Here is a 21,314-nt window from a genome sequence, read left to right on the forward strand (position 1 = left end):
GCCTCGGTCACCCGCGCAGCAGGTCGACCACGCCGGTGAGGTCCTCGGCCCCGTTGCGGGCGTCGGCCACCAGGCGGCGCCGCATCAGGTCGAAGTAGGGCGTGAGCAGTTCGGCGCTCACGCCCTGCTCCTCGGCGGTGCTCAGGAAGGTCGGCACACCGGCGACCTGCATGGCCAGATTGGAGACGACCCCCTCGGTGTAGTCCCCCGTCGCCAACTGCCGCGCCGTGGTCGCGACCGAGCCGGTCATCGCGGTGAGCCAGGAGGAGAGCAGCGGCGCCAGCGCGCCCGGGTCGACGGCCTCCTCCCGCACCAGCGCGAAGGCGTGCGCGACCCCCGCGAACATCCCGTACATCGCGCTCAGCAGTGCCACGTCGTGCAGCGCGGCGAAGCCGGCGTCCTCGCCGACGTACCGGGTGCCGGCCGGGACGGCGAGGGCCTCCCGGTGCTCCTCGAACAGCTCCCGCGAGCCGCTGTAGAAGACGTACGGACCGGCCTGCGGGACTCCGATCATCGGCGGGACGGCCATGATGCCGCCGTCCAGGTAGCGGGCACCTCGGGCGGCCGCCCAGGCGGCCCGGGCGCGGGCCGTACCGGGGGTGCCGGTCACCAGGTTGACGATGTCCTTGCCGGTCAGGTCGGCCCCGGCCAGGGCCTCCCCGACCGACTCGTCGTCCAGCAGGCAGACCACCACCAGCCGGTTGGCGGCGACCGCCGCGGCCGGGGTCGCGGCGAGGACGGCGCCCTTCGCGGCGAGCGGTTCGGCGCGGGCGGCGGTGCGGTTCCAGACCGTGAGCGGGTGCCCGGCGGACAGCCAGGCGCCGGCCAGCGCGGTGCCCATCGCGCCGAGGCCGAGCAGGGTGAGCGGGGTGAGCGGGGCGGGAGCGGTGCTTCCGGGACGGGTGTCGGTGTCGTTCGTCGTCATGCCGACCAGGCTCGTCGCACGCCCGGAAGTGCTCAAGTACGCACTTCGGAGTGGGTGGTTACCCTGAGGTGAGCGAGCAGGTCGGCGGAGGGGCGGGGGCAGGACATGGCGACCAGAGCGAGGCCAGGCGCGCACGTGTGCGGGATCGATGCCGCGATGGACGTGATCGGCGGCAAGTGGAAGGTGCTGATCCTCTGGGCCCTCGGCGAGCGGCCGAGCCTGCGCTTCGGCGCGCTGCGCCGCCACGTCCCCGGGATCACCGAGAAGGTGCTCGCCGCCCATCTGCGCGAGCTGGAGGCGGACGGCATCGTGCACCGCGCCTCGTACGACGAGGTGCCGCCGCGGGTCGAGTACTCCCTCACGGCGGCCGGGCGGCGGCTCAACGAGGCGCTGGCCCCGCTGGGCGCCTGGGGCAGGCGGCACGTGCTGGACGGAGCGGCGGAGACGCCCGGCCCCGCCGAGGCATCCGGCCCCGCGGACGGTCAGGCGATCGAGGCCGACACGATCGCCGCCACCGCGAGGTTGCAGCTGGCGGTCACCCAGACCGCCGGGTGCGGCTCCGGGTCGACCAGGATCGCGCCCAGCTTGCCCGGCGTCAGCACGTCCACCACCCAGAACGCGACGGCCATCAGCACCAGGCCGAGCACCCCGAAGCAGCCGGTGGAGACCAGGCCCTTCCCGAAGTCCTCGTAGGTGTAGAGGATCGCGGTGAAGACGATGCCGCCGATGCCCAGCAGCGCCGAGCTGAGCAGCACGGCGGCGTTGCGGTTGCGCTCCACCCAGATCTGGTGGCCCAGCCGCCCCGGCGTGAGGGCGTCCACCAGCAGGATGCCGAGCAGCAGCAGGACGACGCCGACGCCGCCGAAGACCGCCGCCGCGCCGAGTCCGTGCAGGATGTCGTTCATGGGTTGTCCAGCCCCCCGGGTCCGTTTCGCAGGTCGCTCTCCTCGTGGGGACGGGACGCCCGCGTGGGGCCCGGTCCCGCGGTCAAGGATCGGCAAAAGATAACGCATCGGGGCCGGATCCGGCCGGGGAACCGGGGGCCCTCCCGTACCATTCCGGCCCACGCGTACCATCTGACGCCATGACGCAGCCGCCGCCCGACCGCCCCGCCCCGAGACCGGACGCCGTGCGACCGGAGACCCTGCGACCGAACACCGCAGGCTCCCCCGGGTCCGGCGCGCCGGCCCCCGGCACCCGCCGCCGGTCCGGGGTCGTCGCCCTGGGCATGGTCGGCACCCTCGCGCTCGCGCTCTCCGGCTGCTCGTCCTCCTCCGGCGGCAACCCGCCGAGCCGCTGCGTCGACCCGACCACCCTCAAGGTCCTCGACAGCCACTCCTGCTCCGGCGGCAAGGCCGCCGGAGCCACCGCCGGCCGCTGGTACTACTGCGGCTCCGGCGCCACCAACGCCGTCGGCGGCACCTTCGACAAGGCCGCCACCAAGCGCGGCGGCTTCGGCTGCCCGGCCGGCTCCAGCGGCTCCGGCGGGGGCTGATCCGCCGTGCGCCGCCGTACCGTCGAACCCCGCCCGGACTGGCTGACGACCGTCGAGGGCCAGGGCCTGATCTACGCGATGTGCTCGGACCCGTGCAACCAGGGCGGCCCGCACGCCTACTGGGACGAGTCCGCGTACTACGAGTTCTCGCTGCCCGAGGTGGAGGCGCTGGAGGAGGTGGTCGAGGAGCTGCACGAAATGTCGCTGGCCGCCGCCGGCCACGTGGTGCGCACCGGCCGGTTCGCCGAGTACGGCATCACCGACCCCCAGCTGGTCGCCGCCGTCACCGAGTCCTGGCACCGCCGCGACGAGCAGCCCTCCCTCTACGGGCGGTTCGACCTCGCGTACGACGGCACCGGCCCGGCGAAGCTGTTCGAGTACAACGCCGACACCCCGACCTCGCTGATCGAGGCCGCCGGTCCGCAGTGGTTCTGGATGGAGGAGCGGTTCCCGCACGCCGACCAGTGGAACTCGCTGCACGAGCGGCTGGTGGCCGCCTGGGCCCGGCAGAAGCACCTGCTGCCGTCCGGTCCGGTGCACTTCGCGCACTCGCGCGGCGACACCGAGGGCGAGGACTGGATGACCACCCTCTACCTCCAGGAGTGCGCCGAGCAGGCGGGCCTCGAAACGGTCGGCATCGCCATGGAGGACATCGGCTGGGACGGCCTGTCCGGCCGCTTCGTCGACCTCGAGCACCGCTTCGTCCGTTCCGCGTTCAAGCTCTACCCGTGGGAGTGGCTGGTCTCCGACGAGTTCGGCGAGCAGCTGCTGGACGTCATCGACCTCGGCGGCTCCACCGGCTCCACGCTGTGGATCGAGCCGGCCTGGAAGATGCTGCTCTCCAACAAGGCGCTGCTGGCCGTGCTCTGGGAGCTGTACCCGGGGCACCCCAACCTGCTGCCCGCCTACCTGGACGGCCCGCGCGAGCTCGCGGACCCGGACGGTCCCGGCTACGCCGCCAAGCCGCTGCTCGGCCGGGAGGGCGCGGGCGTGCGGATCGTCGAACCGGGCGGCCGGGAGACCCGGCTCGCCGACTGGGCCGGCGACCCGGACCGCTACGGCACCGAGGGCCACTGCTACCAGCAGCTGCACCCGCTGCCCGACTTCGACGGCAACCGCCCGGTGCTCGGCACCTGGGTCGTCGACGGCGAGGCCGCCGGCCTCGGCATCCGCGAGACCGACGACAGCCCGATCACCCACCAGGGCGCCCGCTTCCTCCCGCACCTCATCGTCTGAATCCTCGGACGCACCGGAATGCGCAGCGAGGCGGTGCTGTTTGATTGGCTCATGGCATCCCGTGCACGTGTACGCGCCCCCGAGCTGGTCGGGGCAGGCGGTTGGCTCAACACCGGCGGCAAGGAGCTCACGCTCGCCGACTTCCGGGGCAAGATCACCGTCCTGGACTTCTGGACCTTCTGCTGCATCAACTGTCTGCACGTCCTCGACGAGTTGCGGGAGCTGGAGGAGAAGCACCGCGACACCGTGGTGATCGTCGGCGTGCACTCCCCCAAGTTCGTGCACGAGGCCGACCACCAGGCCGTGGTGGACGCGGTCGAGCGGTACGAGGTGCACCACCCCGTGCTGGACGACCCGGAGCTGGTCACCTGGAAGCAGTACGCGGTGCGGGCCTGGCCGACGCTGGTGGTGATCGACCCCGAGGGGTACGTGGTCGCCCAGCACGCCGGCGAGGGGCACGCGCACGCGATCGCCCGGCTGGTCGAGGAGCTGGAGGCGGAGCACGCGGCGAAGGGGACGCTGCGGCGCGGCGACGGCCCGTACGTGGCGCCCGAGCCGACCGCCGGGGACCTCAAGTTCCCGGGCAAGGCGGTCCGGCTGCCGAACGGCCACTTCCTGGTGGCCGACTCCGGGCACCACTCGCTGGTCGAGCTGGAGGCGGACGGCGAGACCGTGGTCCGCCGGATCGGTGACGGGGTGCGCGGCCTGGTGGACGGCACCAGCCCGCGGTTCAGCGAGCCGCAGGGGCTCGCGCTGCTCCCGGCCGGCTCCGCGTACGACGTGATCGTCGCCGACACCGTCAACCACGCGCTGCGCGGCGTCCGGCTCGCGGACGGCGAGGTGACCACGCTGGCCGGCACCGGCCGGCAGTGGTGGCAGGGCTCGGCGACCGAGGGCGCGGCCCGCGAGGTCGACCTCTCCTCGCCGTGGGACGTCGCCTGGTTCGACGGCCGGGTCTGGATCGCGATGGCCGGCGTGCACCAGCTGTGGGCGTACGACCCGGCCGCCGGCACGGTCGGCGTCGCGGCCGGCACCACCAACGAGGGCCTGGTCGACGGCCCCGCCGCCGAGGCCTGGTTCGCCCAGCCCTCCGGCCTGGCGGTGTCGGCGGACGGCGAGCGGCTCTGGGTCGCGGACTCCGAGACCTCCTCGCTGCGCTGGGTTTCACGTGAAACCAAGGAGGTGCACAGCGCCGTCGGCACCGGTCTGTTCGACTTCGGGCACCGGGACGGCGCGGCCGAGCAGGCGCTGCTCCAGCACCCGCTGGGCGTCACCGTGCTGCCGGACGGCTCGGTGGCCGTCAGCGACACCTACAACCACGCGCTGCGCCGCTACGACCCGGCGAGCGGCGAGGTCAGCACGCTGGCCACCGATCTGCGCGAGCCCTCCGGCGCGGTGCTGGTGGACCAGGACATCGTGGTGGTCGAGTCCGCCCGGCACCGGCTGACCCGGCTGCGGCTGCCCGAGGAGGCGGTCCGGGTGGAGGCGGTGGCCCACCGCACCCGGCGGGCCGCGACCGAGGTGGCGCCGGGCGCCCTGCGGCTGGACGTGGTGTTCCGGGCGCCGACCGGCCAGAAGCTGGACGAGCGCTACGGCCCGTCCACCCGGCTGCTGGTCAGCGCCACCCCGCCCGAGCTGCTGGTCTCCGGGGCGGGCGCGGACTCCGCGCTCTCCCGCGAGCTGGTGCTGTCCGCCGAGGTGACCGAGGGCGTGCTGCACGTCTCGGCGATGGCGGCCTCCTGCGACGACGATCCGGCGATCGAGTACCCGGCCTGCCACGTCCACCAGCAGGACTGGGGCAGCAGGACTGGGGCGTGCCGGTGCGGCTCACCGCCGACGGCGCGAGCCGGCTGCCGCTGGTGCTGGCGGGCATGGAGTGACCCACACGTAGGAGCCCGCGCCACGACCTGCGCGGAAGGGCCCGGCGAGCGCGTGCTCGCCGGGCCCTTCCGTGTGCCGGGGAGAGGGACTCAGCCCTCCAGGAACGCCTTGATCGCGCTCGCCAGCAGGTACGGGTCCTCCGCGCCGCACAGCTCGCGCGCCGAGTGCATGGACAGCGCGGCGATGCCGCAGTCCACGGTCTGGATGCCGAGGCGGGCCGCGGTGATCGGGCCGATCGTCGTCCCGCAGGGCATGGCGTTGTTGGAGACGAAGGTCTGCCACGGCACGCCGGCCTTCTCGCAGGCCGCGGTGAACACCGCGCGGCCGACGCCGTCGGTGGCGTACCGGTTGTTGACGTTGACCTTGAGGATCGGCCCGGCGTTCGGCATCGGGTGGTGGCCCGGCTCGTGCCGCTCGCTGTAGTTCGGGTGGACGGCGTGGCCCATGTCCGAGGACAGGCACACGGTGCCGGCCAGCGCCCGGGCCCGGTCCTCCAGGCCGCCGCCGCGCGCGTACACGCTGCGCTCCAGGACGTTGCCGAGCAGCGGGCTCTGCGCGCCGGTGTCCGACTCGCTGCCGGTCTCCTCGTGGTCGAAGGCGGCCAGCACCGGGATGTACGGCAGGGCCGCGCCCTCGGTCTCGGCCGCGGTGGCCACGGCGGCGAGCGCGGCGGTGGCGGCGTGCACGGAGAGCAGGTTGTCCAGTCGCGGACCGGCCAGCAGCTCGCGGTCCCGGCCCAGGTACGAGGCGGGCTGGACGTCGTGGGTCATGAGGTCCCAGCCGCTCACCTCGGCCGGGTCGACCCCGGCGCGCTCGGCGACGTACTCGATCAGCGCGCCCTCGTCGACCGGCCCGAGGCCCCAGATGGGCGTCAGGTGGCGCTGCTTGTCGAGCTTCATGCCCTCGTTGACCTGGCGGTCCAGGTGGATCGCCAGCTGCGGCACGCGCAGCAGCGGCTCGTCCAGCTGGACCAGCCGCCGGCTGCCGTCGCGCAGGGTGATCCGCCCGGAGAGGCCGAGGTCCCGGTCGAGCCAGGTGTTGAGCGGCACGCCGCCGTAGATCTCCACCGCGACCTGCCGCCAGCCGGCCGTCCCCGTGTCGGGGATCGGCTTGACCCTCAGATTGGGCGAGTCGGTATGGGTGCCGACCACGCGGAACGGCGTCTCCGGGCCCGCACCGGCCGGCACGTACCAGGCGATCAGCGCGCCGCCGCGGACGACGTACCGGCCGCCGGCCACCCCGTCCCAGGCGTCCGTTTCCAGTACCTGCCGGAAACCGGCTTTCTCCAGCCGCTCGGCCGCGCTCGCGACCGCGTGGTAGGGCGATGGCGAGGTGCCGAGGAAGGCGATCAGGTCATCGGTGTGCGTCCGGTCGAAGAAGGCCTGGCGGGCGGCGGTCGACATGCTGCTCCTGGGTCGAGGGAGGGCCGAGGCCGAATGGGAATCGGCTTCGCACCTTGAGCATATGCCCGTACACGGACATGACACTCGGAGCATCCCAACGGATGCAGAACGCAGACAGAAACGTGAACTGACGGGATCTGACGGCCCGACGGGCACTCGTCGGACGCCGTCCGGGCACGGTCGGGGCACCGTCGGACCGGCCCGACGGTGCCCGGTCGGGCAGTGTCGGACCACCCCGTCGGACCGCCCGGGGGGGCCGTCCCGCGGGACCGCCCCCCGGCACACCGAAGGGCCCGGTCGTGGAACCGGGCCCTTCGGTGTGAGGGTGGGGTCAGGCAGTCAGTGCGGGCGGCGTCAGAACGCCCCCTCCGCCAGGTCCATGATCTCGTTGTCGATGCCCTCGGCGATCAGCCGCTGCGAGGCGACGGTCGGCAGGATGTTCTTGGCGAAGAAGCGGGCGGCCGCGACCTTGCCCTGGTAGAACGGCACGTCCTTCTCGGAGGCGCCGGCCTCCAGCTTGGCCAGGGCCACCGCGGCTTGGCGCAGCAGCAGCCAGCCGACCACGACGTCGCCGGAGACCATCAGCAGGCGGGTGGTGTTGAGGCCCACCTTGTACATGTTCTTGACGTCCTGCTCGACCGAGGAGAGGTCGGCGAGCAGCTTGCCGACGACGGCCTCCAGGTCGCCGGCGGCCTTGGCGAGCAGCTCGCGCTCGGCGGCCAGGGCGTCGCCGCCCTCGGCGGAGCCGAGGAACTTCTGGATCTGCTCGGACAGCGCGGTGAGCGCCTGGCCGCCGTCCTTGACGATCTTGCGGAAGAAGAAGTCCTGGCCCTGGATGGCCGTGGTGCCCTCGTAGAGGGTGTCGATCTTGGCGTCCCGAATGTACTGCTCGATCGGGTACTCCTGCAGGTAGCCGGAGCCACCGAAGGTCTGCAGGGACTGGGCGAGCTGCTCGTAGGACTTCTCCGAGCCGTAGCCCTTGACGATCGGCAGGAGCAGGTCGTTGAGGCGCTCGGCGGCACCGTCGTGCTCGCCGCGCAGCTTGGCGGCCATCATGTCGTCCTGGACGGACGCGGTGTAGAGCACCAGGGCGCGCATGCCCTCGGCGTACGCCTTCTGGGTCAGCAGCGAGCGGCGGACGTCCGGGTGGTGGGTGATGGTGACGCGCGGGGCGGTCTTGTCCAGGAACTGCGAGATGTCGGCGCCCTGCACACGCTCCTTGGCGTACTCCAGCGCGTTCAGGTAGCCGGTGGAGAGGGTGGCGATGGCCTTCGTGCCGACCATCATCCGGGCGAACTCGATGATCTTGAACATCTGGCGGATGCCGTCGACCTTCTCGCCCAGCAGCCAGCCCTTGGCCGGGTGCTTGGCACCGAAGGTCATCTCGCAGGTGTTCGAGGCCTTGAGGCCCATCTTGTGCTCGACGTTGGTGGCGTAGGCGCCGTTGCGCTCGCCCAGCTCGCCGGTCTCCCAGTCGAAGTCGAACTTGGGGACGATGAACAGGCCCAGGCCCTTGGTGCCCGGCTTGCCGCCCTCGGGGCGGGCCAGCACCAGGTGGATGATGTTCTCGGACATGTCGTGCTCGCCCGAGGTGATGAAGCGCTTCACACCCTCGATGTGCCAGGAGCCGTCCTCCTGCTTGATCGCCTTGGTGCGGCCGGCGCCCACGTCCGAGCCGGCGTCCGGCTCGGTCAGGACCATGGTGGAGCCCCACAGGCGGTCGGTCATCCGCTTGGCGACCTTGAGCTGCTCCTCGGTGCCCTCCTCGGCGACGACGCCGGCGAAGGCCGGGCCGGAGGAGTACATCCAGATGGCCGGGTTGGAGCCGAGGATCTGCTCCGCGAAGGCCCAGATCAGCGAGCTCGGGGTGACCTGGCCGCCGATCGACTCCGGGATGCCCAGACGCCACCACTCGGCATCCATGTACGCCTGGTAGCTCTTCTTGAACGTGGCCGGGACCGGGGCGGTGTTGGTCTCGGGGTCGAACACCGGCGGGTTGCGGTCGGTGTCGATGAAGGACGCGGCGAGGTCGTTCTCGGCCAGGCGCGCGATCTCGCTCAGGATGTTCTTCGCGGTCTCGACGTCCATGTCCGCGAACGGTCCGGTGCCGTACACCTGCTCGCGGCCGAACACCTCGAAGAGGTTGAACTCCACGTCCCGCAGGTTGGACTTGTAGTGACCCATGGCCGTTTTCTCCGGTTCGTCGCTTCCGGGAGACCGCCGCGTTCGGGCGCCCCGTACCCACCAGTAGGCCTCATGATGCTACCCAGCGGTAACTTGTTTCAAGCCCCAGCCGGTGAATCCCTCGTGGATTCCGCTATGAACGTGGTCACGTCCCACAAGCCGGGGCGGCCACTCCTTGTCAGGATCGACGCCCGCACGGGTGGCCGCGCTCCCGATAGCCTGTCCGTGTGTACGGCTATGACCAGAACGCATACCCGGGCGACCCCTACCAGCAGGCGGGGCCGCAGCCGGGCATGAACGGCATGCCCGGCCCCGGCCCCTACGGCGAGCAGCCACCGGGAGCGCAGCAGTCCCTCTACCCGGAGCCCTCGCCGCCGTCCCTGGCGGACGCCGTCCGGGCCTTCACCACCGGCTCGATGGCGGTGGAGGACTTCCAGGCCATCTTCATCACCTCCAAGGTGCACTGCCCGCGCGGCGAACGGCCGGGCTTCCTGGCCCTGCACAACACGCCGACGCCGGTGATCCCGATGTTCAGCTCGCTCAAGGAGCTGCGGCGGTACGCGGGCAAGGAGTCCAAGTACTTCACCGTGACCGGCGCCGAGGTCCTCGACCTGCTGCCGACCGGGTACGGCTTCGCGCTGGACATGGAGGGCGAGCACCGGATGGTGTTCGACGCCAAGGCGGTCGAGCAGATGGTCGACTTCACCATGCGCCGGATGTACGGCTGACCGACGATGGGCCGAGGGCCGCCCGACCCCGCCGCTCGGCCGCGCACATCCACTTGGTTCAAAATTCAACTTGCTTCTAGTTGAGGATTGAACTAATCTCGTGGACGTAGGCCAGAGGAACGTCCCCCGAAGGAGGCCGACATGCCCGCCGTGACCGTCGACAACCCGCTGACCCTCCCGCGCGTCACCACCCCCGACCCCGCCGTCACGAGCGCCCGGCCGGTCCTCACGGTGGCCACCGCCCCCGAGGGCTTCGAGGGCGAGGGCTTCCCGGTCCGCCGCGCCTTCGCCAGGATCAACACCAAGTACCTCGACCCGTTCATCATGATGGACCAGATGGGCGAGGTGGACTACGCGGCCGGTGAGCCCAAGGGGACCCCCTGGCACCCGCACCGCGGCTTCGAGACCGTCACCTACATCATCGACGGGACCTTCATCCACCGGGACTCGCACGGCGGCGGCGGCACCATCACCGACGGCGACACCCAGTGGATGACGGCCGGCTCCGGCCTGCTGCACATCGAGACCCCGCCCGAGTCGCTGGTGCGGTCCGGCGGCCTGTTCCACGGCCTCCAGTTGTGGGTGAACCTGCCCGCCTCGGACAAGATGATCGCCCCCAAGTACCAGGACATCCGCGGCGGCAGCGTCAAGCTCCTCAGCACCGAGGACGGCGGCACCCTGCTCCGCGTCATCGCCGGCGACCTGGACGGCCACCAGGGCCCCGGCAGCACCCACACCCCGATCACCATGATCCACGCCTCGATCAGCCCCGGCGCCCAGCTCACCCTGCCCTGGCGCCCCGACTTCAACGCCCTCGCCTACGGCCTGGCCGGCAGCGGCACGGCCGGCACCGAGCACCGCCCCTTCCACCGGGGCCAGGCGGTGGTCTTCGGCGACGGCGACTCGATCACCCTGCGCGCCGACGGGAAGCAGGACTCCCGGGACAACAACTTCGAGGTCGTCCTCCTCGGCGGTCTCCCCATCCGCGAGCCCGTCGCCCACTACGGCCCGTTCGTCATGAACAGCCACCGCGAGCTCCAGCAGGCCATGGAGGACTTCCAGGCCGGCCGCCTGGGGACCATCCCCGCCGACGGCCACTGAGCACGAGTACAAGGGGAGTGGCGGAGCCGGGTTCCCGGCTCCGCCACTCCCCTTGTGCGTCGACTTGTGCGTCGACTCTTTTGTGCGTCGGCCCTAGAGCAGGGCGTAGAGGGCCGAGGCGTCGTCGTGGGCCTTGCCGCGGGGCCAGCGTTCGCAGGCGGCGTCGGCGCGTTCGACCGCGCGGACCTGGGCGATCAGCTCGGCCGGGCCGCACTCGCCGAGCAGGCGCAGCGCGTCGCCCCAGCTGCCGAGGCCGAAGCGGTCGGTGAAGCGGGCCGCGCCGTCGGAGAGGGCGGCCACCGCGCGCAGTCCGGCCAGCGGGACGAAGCCGGTCTCGGCGTGGGCGGCGGCCTTGGGGCTGGCGGCGGCGATCCAGGGGCCGGTGCCGGAGTTCCGGGCGGCCCGGACGGCCAGCGTGTACTCCAGGTGCAGGGCGGCCCGTTCGGCGGAGCCGGGGACCGTCGACCAGACCTGCCGGCGCAGTTCCTCCCCGCCGGGGAAGCGCTGGTTGTCGCCGATCACCCGGGGCGGGCCGTCGGCGGGCTCCAGCACCAGCAGGGAGTCGCCGAGCACCAGGTACTCCAGCGAGGCGCCGTGCCGACGGGCGGCGACCACCATCGCGGCGGGCGTGTTGGGGTGGGCGAGGTCGCAGCGGCCGCCGTGCAGGGCGGCCGTCTCGGCGATGGCGTCCGCCAGGCACTCGGCGATCGAACGGTCCGGGCGGTCGGTGAGCCGGGCCAGCAGGTGCACCCCGAGTCTGCGGACGTACCAGGCGGTGCCGTGGCGGCACCCGGACTCCAGGCCGGTCGGCGAACTCGATCCGTCGAGGAGGACGAGTGCCTCGGAGGTGGCCGCCGCGAAGTCCTCGCTCTCGCGGTCGGGCCGCCGTGCTTCCCCTGCGAGCTGTACCTGCATCCCGACAGTGTGCGCGCCGGGTGCGGCGCGCGCCCAGACCCGTGCACGCGCCGCGCCGCGCGCCCCCGGTGGCAGCGCGGGTGATCCGGCCATACCGTCGGAGCACGAGTGGACATTTCGGCCAATCAGGGCCGTCCGGGTTTGGGACCACCTTCGGGGGATCCTCGCCCCCGGCGCTGACGAGGGCGAGGAGCGAGAGATGTTCTGGCAGTTCATCGTGCTGTTGGTCGCGACGATCGGCTTTCCCACCGCCACCCTGCTGTTCCTGATCGGCGGACCGCGCTTCCCGGACGAGGGGCGCGAGGGGCGCGAGGACCGCCGGCCCGGCGACCGCTAGCCGGACGGCGCGTCAGCGGTCGGCCTCGGACCAGGACGGGTCGCGGCCCAGCAGGGCGAGCGCGCGGTCGAACGGCCCGGTCACGTCCGGTGCCGCCCGGACGGCGGCGAACGCCCGCCCCGCCCCCCGGTCGGGGGCGGTGGCCGGGACGGCCCCGGCCACCGTGAGCAGCGCCCCGAGCAGCGGCGGTTCGGCCTGCACCGCCGCCACCAGCCGGGCCGGCGAGCCCAGCGCGGCCGCCACGTCCCAGGCGTGCACCAGGGTGTCCAGCAGGTGGAAGCCGATCGCCCGGTCGAGCGGGAACGGCTCGCCGTCGCGGATCTCCGGCAGGCACAGCGGGGCGGGCTCCGCCGCCGCGGCGGCGGTGGCGAACGCGGCGGTCAGCCGCTCCGCCGACTGCCGGAACGCACCCGCCGGGTCGCCGTGGACCGGGACGTCGCGCCAATGCGCGCGGTCCGCCCCGGCGCCGAGGGCGGCCGCGGCGAAGCCCCGGTGCTGCCCCACCGTGTGCTCCAGCAGCCGCCGCAGCGGCCACCCGGCGCACGGCGTCGCCAGCACCAGTTGCTCCGGCTGCACGGTGTCCACCACGGCGGCGGCCAACTCCAGGGCCCGGGTGTGCAGTTCGAGGATCCTCATACCGCGCCCACCGCCTTCCCCGGTCCGTCGAAGGACCTGCGTCCGTCGAAGGAGCTGCGTCCGTCGAAGGACCCGCGTCCGTCGAAGGATCGGAGGCCGGGGTCCGTCCCCGCGGCCAGGAAGCCCGTCACCTGGTCGAGCACCGTCGGCTCGGTGAGGATCCGGCGGTGGCCGAGGCCCCGGGTGGCCAGCAGTTCCAGCTGCTCCCCGTACGCCGCCCGGAGCCGGCGGGCGTGCGAGAACGGGACCACGTCGTCGTCCTCGTCGTGCGCGACCAGGATCGGGAGCGCGATCTTCCCGGGATCACGGGCGGCGTCGAAGTGGGTGCGGATGTCCGTCACCCCGGGGAACATCGCTCCGCTCGCCTCCCGGCGGCGCAACTCCCGCTCCACGGTGGCGTTCAGGCCCAGCCGCTCGCAGAACGCGGTCGGCAGCCAGGAGAGTTCGGAGGCGCCGGAGAAGGCGACCAGCCGCTCCGCCCGCAGGCCCTCGCGCAGCGCCAGGAAGGCCGCGTTGACGCCCAGCGAGTGGGCGACCACCGCCTCGAAGCCGCCGTACGACTCCTGGAGCCGCAGGGCGACGGCGCGGTGGTCAAGCACGGTGGCGGTGCGCCCGCCGGAGTCGCCGTGCCCGGGGGCGTCGTAGCCGACCGCGGTCAGGCCGAGTGCCCGCAGCCGGGACACCAGGTCCGCGAAGCGGGAGGCCCGGGAGCGCCAGCCGTGCATCAGCAGGACGGGCCGGGCGCCGTCGCCCCAACGGTGGACGACCACCCGCACACCCCCGTGCCGGAGCGTCCCGGTGACGGCCCGGTCGTGGACCTCGCGCTCGCCGGGGCGGACCCGGCTGCGGCGGAAGGGGTGGCGGTAGAGCTCGAACGCGGCCCGCCCGGCGAGCCCGGGGGCGGCCAGCGAGGCGGTGTTCAGGGTGGTGCGGATCAGTGCGACGGCCGGGTCCATGCGGAACTCCTGTGGGTACCGAGGGGCAAGAGCCGAACTCGGCGAGATATTAGCACGACCGTTCGTGCTTATTTCAGGTCGGGCGACGCTCCCCGCTACCCTGGCCACAGGACGGAAAGGCCGGGAAACGGCCGGAGGACTGGGGTGAGCGGTGGCCGGATCGACCACGGACGGACGGGCGTCGACCACGGACGGCCGGGTGCTGCGCGGTGAGGAGACCCGGCGGACGGTCCTGCGCCGGGCCGTCGGGATCGCCTCGGTCGAGGGGCTGGACGCGCTGTCGATCGGCCGGCTCGCCACCGACCTCGGCCTCAGCAAGAGCGGCGTCTTCGCCGGTTTCGGCTCCAAGGAGGAGCTCCAGCTCGCCACCGTGCGGGCCGCCCGGCGGATCTTCGCCGACGCGGTGCTCGCACCGGTCCACGACGAGCCCCCCGGCCTGCGCAAGGTCCGGCTGCTCTGCGAGTCCTGGCTGGCCTACTCGCGCGCCCGGGTCTTCCCCGGCGGTTGCTTCTTCTACGAGGTCAACGCCGAGTACGACGCCCGGCCCGGCCCGCTGCGCGACGTCCTCGCCGCCAACTGGCGGGAGTGGCACGCCACCGTGCTCGGCCTGGTCACCGAGGCCCTCGACACCGGTGAACTGCGGCCCGACGCCGACCCGGAGGACATCGCCTTCACCCTGATCGCCCTGCTGGAGAACGCCAACCCGCAGGCCCTGCTGTTCGACGACGACACCCCGTACGACCGGGCCCACCGCGCCGTGCTGCGCCGGCTGCGCTCCGACGCCACCGACCCGGACGGGCCCGCGTTCACCGCCTGAGGCCCGGCACCCCGGGACGGCTCCCCTCGGTCCGAACGGCTCAGGCGCCGTCCAGCACCCGCTCCAGGACGGCCGCCAGCGCCAGCAGCCGCTCGTCCGCCCCGGCCTCACCGACCACCTGGAGGCCGAGCGGCAGGCCCGCCGCCGTAACCCCGGCCGGCAGGCTGAGCGCGGGCAGGCCGGCGAAGCTCCACGGCAGTGACATCACCGCGCTGCCGGTGCTGTCCAGCCCGAGCGGGGCCGGGCCGGTCGCCGAGGGCGCCAGCAGCAGGTCCACCCCGGCCCGCTGCCGCCGCTCGGCGAGCCGCTCCCGGAAGGCCGTCCGGGAGCGCAGCGCGGCCGTGCGGTCGGCCGGGTCGACGGTCCGCCCGTGCCGGATGCTCGCCGCCGTCTCCGGCCGGTAGAGGTCGCCGAAGCGGGCGAACCAGTCCGTGTGGCTCGCGGCCATCTCGAAGCGGTTGACCGTCTGCGCCTGCCGCTCCAACTCGTCGAAGTCCGGCAGCAGATCGAGCCTGCGGACCGTCAGCCCGCGCGCGGCCAGCAGTGCCAGCTGCCGGTCGAACGCCTGCCGCGCCTCCGGCCCGGCCCGGTCCAGGTACGGGCCCACCGGGACGCCGAGCACGGGCGCCCCGTCCGCCCACTCCCCGCCGCCCGCGCCGTCGCCCGGCCCGGCCGCGTGGTCCCAGTCGTCGCACAGCAGCGGGGCGGCCAGCGCGGCGCCCGCCAGGTCGGCGGTGAACAGGCCCACGGTGTCGAAGCTCGGCGCGTTCGGGATCACGCCTGCCGTCGGGATCCGCCCGAAGGTCGGCCGGAAGCCCACCACACCGCAGTAGGCGGCCGGGCGGACCACGGAGCCGATCGTCTGGGTGCCGATCGCCAGCGGCACCAGTCCGGCCGCGACCGCCGCCGCCGAACCGCTGCTGGAGCCGCCCGGGGTGTGTTCGGGGCGGTGCGGATTGCGGGTCCGGCCGGGCGCGCTGCCAGCGAACTCGGCGGTCACCGTCTTGCCGGCGACCAGCGCGCCGGCGGCCCGCAGCCGGTCCACCACGGTGGCCTGCGGCCCGGCCAGGACGCCCGGGGGCAGCACCGAACCGCCGTGCGTGGGCAGGCCGTCGACGTGCACGATGTCCTTGATCCCGACGGCCACCCCGTACAGCGGCGGCGCCTGCGCCGGGTCGGGATGGCGGACGACCAGTGCCCGGGCCTCGGCCTGCAGCCGTTCGGCCCGGCCGGGTTCGGGGACGAAGGCGTGGATCAGCGGGTCCACCTGGTCGATCCGGGCGCAGAGCCGGTCGACGTGGACGGCCGGGGTCGGCACACCGGCCCGCAGCGAGGCGGCCTCACGGACGAGCGAGCGGGGCCGGACCAGGGACTTGTCCATGGCGCCCACGGTAGCCCCGGCCCGTCCGGGAGCGTGCCGCCGCCCCGGTCAGCCCGTCGGCCAGCCGGTGTCCGGCTGCTCGCCGGGAGGTCCCGGCCGGTGCTCGTCCCCCAGGTAGGGGGACTCGCGCAGGACGTACGCGCCGCAGGTGTGGCAGCAGGTCTCGGGGGTGTGCCCCCAGTCCGTCGCCTCCCGGGCGGGTGCCGCCGCGTCGATCTCCCGGCCGCACATCGCGGCGACCTCGCCGCCTCGGACCATGTGCCACAGCCGCACCCCGGCGGGCGCGCCGCCGGTGCCGAACTCGGCCCGCATCTGGTGCATCATGCCCCCATCGTCCGGCGGGCCGCCGGACCCGGCAAACGGAGCGCGGTCCGCCGAGCGGCCCCGGGTCGGACCTGGCCCCGCCTGGCGGCGCCGGGTCAGACCAGCCCGCCGTACAGCCGCAGCCGGGCGATCCCGCCGTCCGGGAAGACGTCCAGCCGGACGTGGGTGGCCGGACGCGGGGCGTCGACCACCAGCCGGTGCACGGCGTCCGGCTGGAGCCGGGTGCGCGGCACCAGTTCGAACCAGGCCCCGGGGTCGGCGCCCTGCTCGTCCCGGCCCGACAGCGCCGCCCAGCCGGCCGCGTTGCCGACGTAGTAGCCGGTGTCGATCTCCACCGCCCGGACCGCGCCCCGCCCGGCCAGCCGCAGCCGGACCCAGTCGTGGCCGTCGTCCCGGCGCCGCCGGTTCTCCCAACCGTCGCCCATCGCCCCGGACTTGCCGGGCAGGGCGAGGTTGACCGGGGAGGAGAAGAAGCGGTCCGAGGCGTCCTCGACGGCGCCGCCGTTCTCGACCGCGGCCAGGTCGAAGGTGCCGAGCGCGGCCAGCCAGGCCGGATCCGGACGGGCCTCGCCGTGCACCCGGAAGCGGGCTATGCCACCGTCCGGGAACTGGCTGAGCCTCAAATGCGTGAAGCGGCGGCCACCTTCGACGGCGAAGCCGTTGGCGGCGTGGCCGCGCACCGGCGAGCGGGGGACCAGCGGATGCCACTCGGTCTCGGGGGCCAGCAGCTCCTCCGGGCCCGGGGTGCCCGGGAGTTCGGCGCCCTCGACGCCGATCTGCTGCGGGTAGTTGCCGCGGAAGTGCGCGGTGTCGACGACCACGCCGTGCACAACTCCCGGCACGCCCAGGCGGATCAGCGCCCAGTCGTGGTCCTCGGCGGTCGGGTGCGGATGCCCGGCGCCGGTGCCGCGTCGCCGCCTGGTCTCCCAACCGTCCATGATCTGGCCCTTGTTGCCGAAGGTGTGCGGGCGGAACTCGGCCGCGCCCGGCAGCAGCAGGTTCTCCCGCTCGGCGAACAGCTCGTCGTTGGCGGCGACGACCGCGCCGCCCAGCCGGCGGTCGGCGAGGTCGACCAGGCCGGTGAAGGGGAACTCGGCGGCGCGGTAGTCGGCGTAGGGGTTGCCGCCCCCGTACGGCGGGGCGTCGGCGTCGGACAGCTGGTCGGGGCGGGGGCCTGGGTTCCGTTCGGTGGTCATGCCCCCAGCCTCACGCCGGGCGACCCATCAGGTCCATCACAAAGAACTGAGCAAACCGTTCAGTCCGACTGAAGAGTCCTGGCTACGTCCGCCAGCTCCGCCAGCACCCGGCGCAGCGGGGGCGTCCCCTCCGTGCCGGCCCGGACCGCCGCCACCACCCGGCGGGTCGGCAGGTCCGCCGGCAGCGCCCGGACGACCGCCGCGCCGCCCCGACCGGCCGAGGCCAGCCGCGGCACCAGCGCCACCCCCAGTCCGGCCGCCACCATCGCCAGGATCGCCGTCCAGTCCGCGGCGGTGTGCGCCCGCTCCGGGGTGAAGCCGGCCTGGGCGCAGGCCGCCGTGGTGATCTCCCGCCAGGGCCCGGCCGCGCCGTAGATCCACGGCTCCGCCGCGAGGTCCGCCAGCCGCAGCCCCGGCGTCCCGGCCAGCGGGTGGCCCGGTGGCAGCGCGACGTCCAACGGGTCGCTGAGCAGCTCCGTCTCGACGAATCCGGGGCCCCGGCCGACCAGTCCGACGGCCAGCGACAGCGCCAGGTCGACGTCCCCCGCCGCCAGCAGCCGGACCGCCTCGTCCGCCTCCGCCTCGACCACCCGCACGGTCAGCCTCGGCGCGGCCTCGCGCAGCCGGGCCACCGCCGGGACGAGCAGCCCGGTGATCGCGGTGGCGAAGGCGCCCACCCTGACCTCGCCCGCCTCGCCGTGCAGATAGCCCGCCAGCTCGGCCTCGGCCCGCTCCAACTGTCCGAAGACCACCGCCGCGTGACGCAGCACCAGCCGGGCCGCCGGGGTCAGCCGCACCCGGCGGCCGTAGGGCTCCAGCATCGGCGCGCCCACCTGCCGGGCCAGCGCCGAGATCTGCTGCGAGACCGCCGAGGGCGACAGATGGAGTCGCTCGGCCGGCGCCGTCACCGTCCCGCACTCGTCGACCGCCCGCAGCACCCGCAGCCGCCTCAGGTCCCACTCGCCCACCGCACCCATCGCGCCAGGGTAGGCCGTCGCCGACCGCCTTCCGGGCCCCCGGGCCGGACGCTTCGCCCACCCTCCGATATGGTGCCGCTCCTGCGACGCGCCGGTGATCACACCAAGGCGCCAAGTCGCCCATATTCGGACAGACTTCATCAAGCTGGAGCCAAGACCGTGCGCACTTCCCGCCTTCTGGCCGCGTCCACGCTGATCGCGCTCTCCCTCGGCGCGACGGTCGGCACGGCCACCGCCGGCGCCGCCGCTGTGTCGCCCGCCCCGTCCTCGGCGGCCCCCACGACGGCGGCCCCGACCACGGCGGCCCCGAGCGGCTCCCCGAGCACCGGCGGCACGCCCACGGCGCCCACCTCGCCGAACCCCTCCACCTCCCCGAACCCCTCCACCTCGCCGTCGGCGAGCACCGCGCCGAAGCCGACCACCCACCCCACGCCCCCGGCACCCACGTTCACGAACCGCTGCCAGGGCGGCGTCCACGGGGGTGACAACCTCAAGATCACCGGCACCGGCCTCTGGGGAACCACCCTGGTCAAGGGCGGACCGGCCCAGGAGGTCCAGGTGACCTTCGAGAACACCACCGGCGTGGACCTCGCCAAGTTCTCGTCCAGCATCTACATCACCGACAACGGGAACGAGCGTCCGCTGAACTGGCGGACCGACTTCTTCACCGTCCAGCTCAAGCTGCCCGGCTCCGACTGGAAGCCCGCCGAACTGGTCGACCGCGACATCAACACCGGGACCCACAAGATCGCCAAGGGCGAGAAGCTCACCATCCAGTTCCGGATCGCCGCCAACACCGCCCCCGTCGGCGACTACGGCGGCACCGTGGGCGGCGGCTCCGAGGCCTTCGACAACACGCCGGACCTCCCCAAGCCCGGCTCCACCCTGCCGAACAGCTGCACCCAGTACGGCAACTACTACGAGGGCGACTTCAAGGTGGTCGACAAGTCCGCCGCCACCACCGCCACCACCGCCGCCGCCACCCCCCTCAAGGCGACGGCCTCCCCGTCCGCGGTGAGCGGCCCGCACCTGGCCGACACCGGCTCCAGCTCCAACACCCTGCCGATCGCCCTCGGCGGTGCCGCCGTGCTCGCGGCCGGTGCCGGGACGCTGCTCGTGCTGCGCCGTCGCAAGGCCGGAGCGCACAGCTGACGCACCGTCGGAAGAAACTACGAGGCATGCCGACAACCGTTCGCATGTCTCGCCCGTCCACTGAGCGCAAGCCATCCCGCCGACGCCCCACCATCGGAGCCGTAATCTTGCGCACCTCCCGTCTGACCACCACAGCCGCTCTGCTCGTCCTGAGCGGCGCCGCGACGCTCGCGGGCACCGCCGGGGCCTTCGCCGCCGATCCGACGACCAGCGCCTCGGCCGCCGCCGCGACGACCGGACCGTCCACGGCCGCGACCACCGAGCCGACCGCGGCCGCACCGTCCACCGCCGCACCCACGACGGCCGCCCCGACCTCGGCCGCACCCACGACGGCCGCACCCACGTCGGCCGCCCCGACGTCGGCCGCCCCCACCACGACGGCCCCGAGCGGCTCCCCGAGCGCCACCACCACGCCCTCGGAGACCGCCACGCCGACCGGGACCCCGTCCGCCACCCCGACCCTCCCGGCGGGCTGCCAGTACCAGCGCGACGTCAAGATGCCGGTGCACAACACCGACTCGGCGATCACGCTGGTCAAGGGCGGATCGTCGAAGGAGGTGTCCTTCTCCTTCCAGAACACCAGCAAGGCCACGCTGACGGACTTCCGGCTCAACGTCCTGCTGGACGGCGTCAAGGGCATCTGGCTGCCCAAGGCCCTCACCAAGGTCCAGAACGGCGCCTGGACCCCGCTGCCCCCGGCCAGCACCGACCACGGCTCGGTCTCCCTCGGCTCCTTCCAGGTCAAGCCGAACGAGATGATCACCGTGTCGGTCCAGCTCTCCGCCATTTGCCGCTACAGCCCGGACTACAGCCTCACCGTCTCCGGCGGCTCCGAGGTGCTGCCGTGGGACGCCGGCCCGGAGCACGTCAAGTACGCCTGCAACCGGCTGGTCGGCTCGTCCACGACCGGGATCACCGTCGTCGACCCGGCCCCGAGCACCTCGGCCACGGCGACGGGCACCTCCTCCCCGACCGTCCCGTCGACCGCCACCGCGACGCCCACCACGAGCGCCTCGCCGACCGCCTCGGTTTCGACCTCCGCCTCGCCCTCCGCGGGCCGGCCGGCCGGCACCACCGGGGGCACCGGCTCGACCGGCGGTGGCCCGACCGGCACCAGCCTCGCCACCACCGGCGCGGGCTCCAGCACCGTGCCGCTCGTCGTCACCGGTGGCATGGCGATAGCCCTCGGCGCCGGCGCCGTCGTCGTCGCCCGCCGCCGCAAGGCCGCCGCGACCCGCAGCTGATCCGGCACCACCCGTCGACGTCCCGTCCGTCGCGCTACCGCAGCGGGCGGGACGTCGCCGTCTCCGGGCACCGCCGAGGGCTGTCCCGCCTCAGGACGCCCGGCGCAGCAGCGCGCCGTCCTGCCACTTGAGGATCTTGTCGAAGCTGACGATCGCCCCCCGCAGCGGATGGTTGCGGAGCTGGACGTGGTCGGTGAGGGCGTGGATGAGGAAGAGGCCCCGGCCGGACTCCGCGGTGAGGTCGGGCAGGGCGTCCAGGTCCACCGGCCGGAAGGTGGGCACCGGGTCGGCGGCGGGCGGGAGGACGTGGGTGTCGTACGGGCGGCCGTCGCGGCGCGGGCGGTGGGTGGTGAGCAGCGGCCCGGGGACGGTGGCGCGGCCGCGCCGGGCGCGGCGGCGGGGCTGCGCCCGGCCCGCTGGTCGGGC

At 73.8% G+C, this 21,314-nt stretch carries 19 protein-coding genes and 3 pseudogenes; 10 read left to right on the plus strand and 12 right to left on the minus strand.

Annotation, left to right across the window (positions count from 1 at the left end; translation table 11 throughout):
- Positions 1-7 precede the first annotated feature (7 nt).
- Positions 8-925: an NAD(P)-binding domain-containing protein gene (locus tag VR45_RS19280; RefSeq protein WP_045941038.1), complete on the minus strand. Its 918-nt coding sequence runs from the start codon at positions 923-925 to the stop codon at positions 8-10.
- 105 nt (positions 926-1,030) lie between these two features.
- On the opposite strand from VR45_RS19280, the pseudogene VR45_RS44255 reads away from it, so the two are divergent.
- Positions 1,031-1,357 (plus strand): annotated as a pseudogene (locus VR45_RS44255) (helix-turn-helix domain-containing protein); the annotation flags it as partial.
- A 50-nt stretch (positions 1,358-1,407) separates the two neighbouring features.
- Here VR45_RS44255 and VR45_RS19290 read toward each other — a convergent pair.
- Complete coding sequence (locus VR45_RS19290) at positions 1,408-1,830, minus strand: DUF350 domain-containing protein (protein ID WP_045941040.1); 423 nt, start codon at positions 1,828-1,830, stop codon at positions 1,408-1,410.
- A 179-nt stretch (positions 1,831-2,009) separates the two neighbouring features.
- Here VR45_RS19290 and VR45_RS50585 point away from each other — a divergent pair, with 179 nt between their 5' ends.
- The 3 genes and pseudogenes from VR45_RS50585 (at position 2,010) to VR45_RS19305 (ending at position 5,536) form a co-directional block, all read left to right on the plus strand.
- On the plus strand, positions 2,010-2,420 hold the full coding sequence (locus VR45_RS50585; protein WP_353612703.1) for a hypothetical protein: 411 nt from the start codon (positions 2,010-2,012) through the stop codon (positions 2,418-2,420).
- Between the two features lie 6 nt (positions 2,421-2,426).
- The gene (locus VR45_RS19300) at positions 2,427-3,656 is read left to right on the plus strand and encodes a glutathionylspermidine synthase family protein (RefSeq protein WP_045941041.1); all 1,230 of its coding nucleotides are present in this window, start codon (positions 2,427-2,429) and stop codon (positions 3,654-3,656) included.
- 51 nt (positions 3,657-3,707) lie between these two features.
- Positions 3,708-5,536 (plus strand): annotated as a pseudogene (locus tag VR45_RS19305) (NHL domain-containing thioredoxin family protein).
- 90 nt (positions 5,537-5,626) lie between these two features.
- On the opposite strand, the gene VR45_RS19310 reads toward VR45_RS19305, so the two are convergent.
- Both VR45_RS19310 and VR45_RS19315 read right to left on the minus strand, forming a co-directional pair.
- Complete coding sequence (locus tag VR45_RS19310) at positions 5,627-6,940, minus strand: M18 family aminopeptidase (protein WP_045941042.1); 1,314 nt, start codon at positions 6,938-6,940, stop codon at positions 5,627-5,629.
- 354 nt (positions 6,941-7,294) lie between these two features.
- Positions 7,295-9,124, minus strand: coding sequence for an acyl-CoA dehydrogenase (locus tag VR45_RS19315; protein ID WP_045941043.1), 1,830 nt, complete (start codon positions 9,122-9,124; stop codon positions 7,295-7,297).
- A 293-nt stretch (positions 9,125-9,417) separates the two neighbouring features.
- On the opposite strand from VR45_RS19315, the gene VR45_RS19320 reads away from it, so the two are divergent.
- Complete coding sequence (locus VR45_RS19320; protein WP_107084221.1) at positions 9,418-9,852, plus strand: SseB family protein; 435 nt, start codon at positions 9,418-9,420, stop codon at positions 9,850-9,852.
- 141 nt (positions 9,853-9,993) lie between these two features.
- Positions 9,994-10,953: a pirin family protein gene (locus tag VR45_RS19325; RefSeq protein WP_045941045.1), complete on the plus strand. Its 960-nt coding sequence runs from the start codon at positions 9,994-9,996 to the stop codon at positions 10,951-10,953.
- Between the two features lie 93 nt (positions 10,954-11,046).
- Here VR45_RS19325 and VR45_RS19330 read toward each other — a convergent pair whose 3' ends face one another.
- A complete protein-coding gene (locus tag VR45_RS19330) occupies positions 11,047-11,868 on the minus strand; it encodes a protein phosphatase 2C domain-containing protein (RefSeq protein WP_045941046.1) in 822 nt (273 codons plus the stop codon).
- A gap of 199 nt (positions 11,869-12,067) precedes the next feature.
- Between VR45_RS19330 and VR45_RS47030 the strand changes: the two genes are divergently transcribed.
- The gene (locus VR45_RS47030) at positions 12,068-12,205 is read left to right on the plus strand and encodes a hypothetical protein (protein WP_159394268.1); all 138 of its coding nucleotides are present in this window, start codon (positions 12,068-12,070) and stop codon (positions 12,203-12,205) included.
- A 12-nt stretch (positions 12,206-12,217) separates the two neighbouring features.
- Here VR45_RS47030 and VR45_RS19335 read toward each other — a convergent pair whose 3' ends face one another.
- Positions 12,218-12,841, minus strand: a complete 624-nt coding sequence (locus VR45_RS19335) for a TIGR03086 family metal-binding protein (protein ID WP_045941047.1) — start codon at positions 12,839-12,841, stop codon at positions 12,218-12,220.
- The gene (locus VR45_RS19340; RefSeq protein ID WP_063772511.1) at positions 12,838-13,797 is read right to left on the minus strand and encodes an alpha/beta hydrolase; all 960 of its coding nucleotides are present in this window, start codon (positions 13,795-13,797) and stop codon (positions 12,838-12,840) included. The genes VR45_RS19335 and VR45_RS19340 overlap by 4 nt, the downstream gene beginning before the upstream one ends.
- Before the next feature lie 151 nt (positions 13,798-13,948).
- Here VR45_RS19340 and VR45_RS19345 point away from each other — a divergent pair, with 151 nt between their 5' ends.
- Complete coding sequence (locus VR45_RS19345; RefSeq protein ID WP_045941048.1) at positions 13,949-14,614, plus strand: TetR/AcrR family transcriptional regulator; 666 nt, start codon at positions 13,949-13,951, stop codon at positions 14,612-14,614.
- A 40-nt stretch (positions 14,615-14,654) separates the two neighbouring features.
- On the opposite strand, the gene VR45_RS19350 is transcribed toward VR45_RS19345, so the two are convergent.
- The 4 genes from VR45_RS19350 to VR45_RS19365 all read right to left on the minus strand — a co-directional run bounded on the left by VR45_RS19350 (position 14,655) and on the right by VR45_RS19365 (position 18,483).
- Positions 14,655-15,995, minus strand: a complete 1,341-nt coding sequence (locus VR45_RS19350; RefSeq protein ID WP_045941049.1) for an amidase — start codon at positions 15,993-15,995, stop codon at positions 14,655-14,657.
- A gap of 48 nt (positions 15,996-16,043) precedes the next feature.
- On the minus strand, positions 16,044-16,319 hold the full coding sequence (locus VR45_RS19355) for a hypothetical protein (protein WP_045941050.1): 276 nt from the start codon (positions 16,317-16,319) through the stop codon (positions 16,044-16,046).
- 95 nt (positions 16,320-16,414) lie between these two features.
- A complete protein-coding gene (alc, locus tag VR45_RS19360) occupies positions 16,415-17,515 on the minus strand; it encodes an allantoicase (RefSeq protein WP_045941051.1) in 1,101 nt (366 codons plus the stop codon).
- Between the two features lie 59 nt (positions 17,516-17,574).
- The gene (locus VR45_RS19365) at positions 17,575-18,483 is read right to left on the minus strand and encodes a LysR family transcriptional regulator (protein ID WP_045941056.1); all 909 of its coding nucleotides are present in this window, start codon (positions 18,481-18,483) and stop codon (positions 17,575-17,577) included.
- A gap of 168 nt (positions 18,484-18,651) precedes the next feature.
- Between VR45_RS19365 and VR45_RS19370 the strand changes: the two genes are divergently transcribed.
- Positions 18,652-19,644: an LAETG motif-containing sortase-dependent surface protein gene (locus VR45_RS19370; RefSeq protein ID WP_045941052.1), complete on the plus strand. Its 993-nt coding sequence runs from the start codon at positions 18,652-18,654 to the stop codon at positions 19,642-19,644.
- A 107-nt stretch (positions 19,645-19,751) separates the two neighbouring features.
- A complete protein-coding gene (locus VR45_RS47035) occupies positions 19,752-20,888 on the plus strand; it encodes an LPXTG cell wall anchor domain-containing protein (RefSeq protein ID WP_045941053.1) in 1,137 nt (378 codons plus the stop codon).
- 90 nt (positions 20,889-20,978) lie between these two features.
- On the opposite strand, the pseudogene VR45_RS48755 reads toward VR45_RS47035, so the two are convergent.
- Positions 20,979-21,314: pseudogene (locus VR45_RS48755) on the minus strand (ATP-binding protein); the annotation flags it as partial.

The sequence above is a fragment of the Streptomyces sp. NRRL S-495 genome, assembly GCF_000966955.1.
GTDB lineage: Bacteria > Actinomycetota > Actinomycetes > Streptomycetales > Streptomycetaceae > Kitasatospora > Kitasatospora purpeofusca.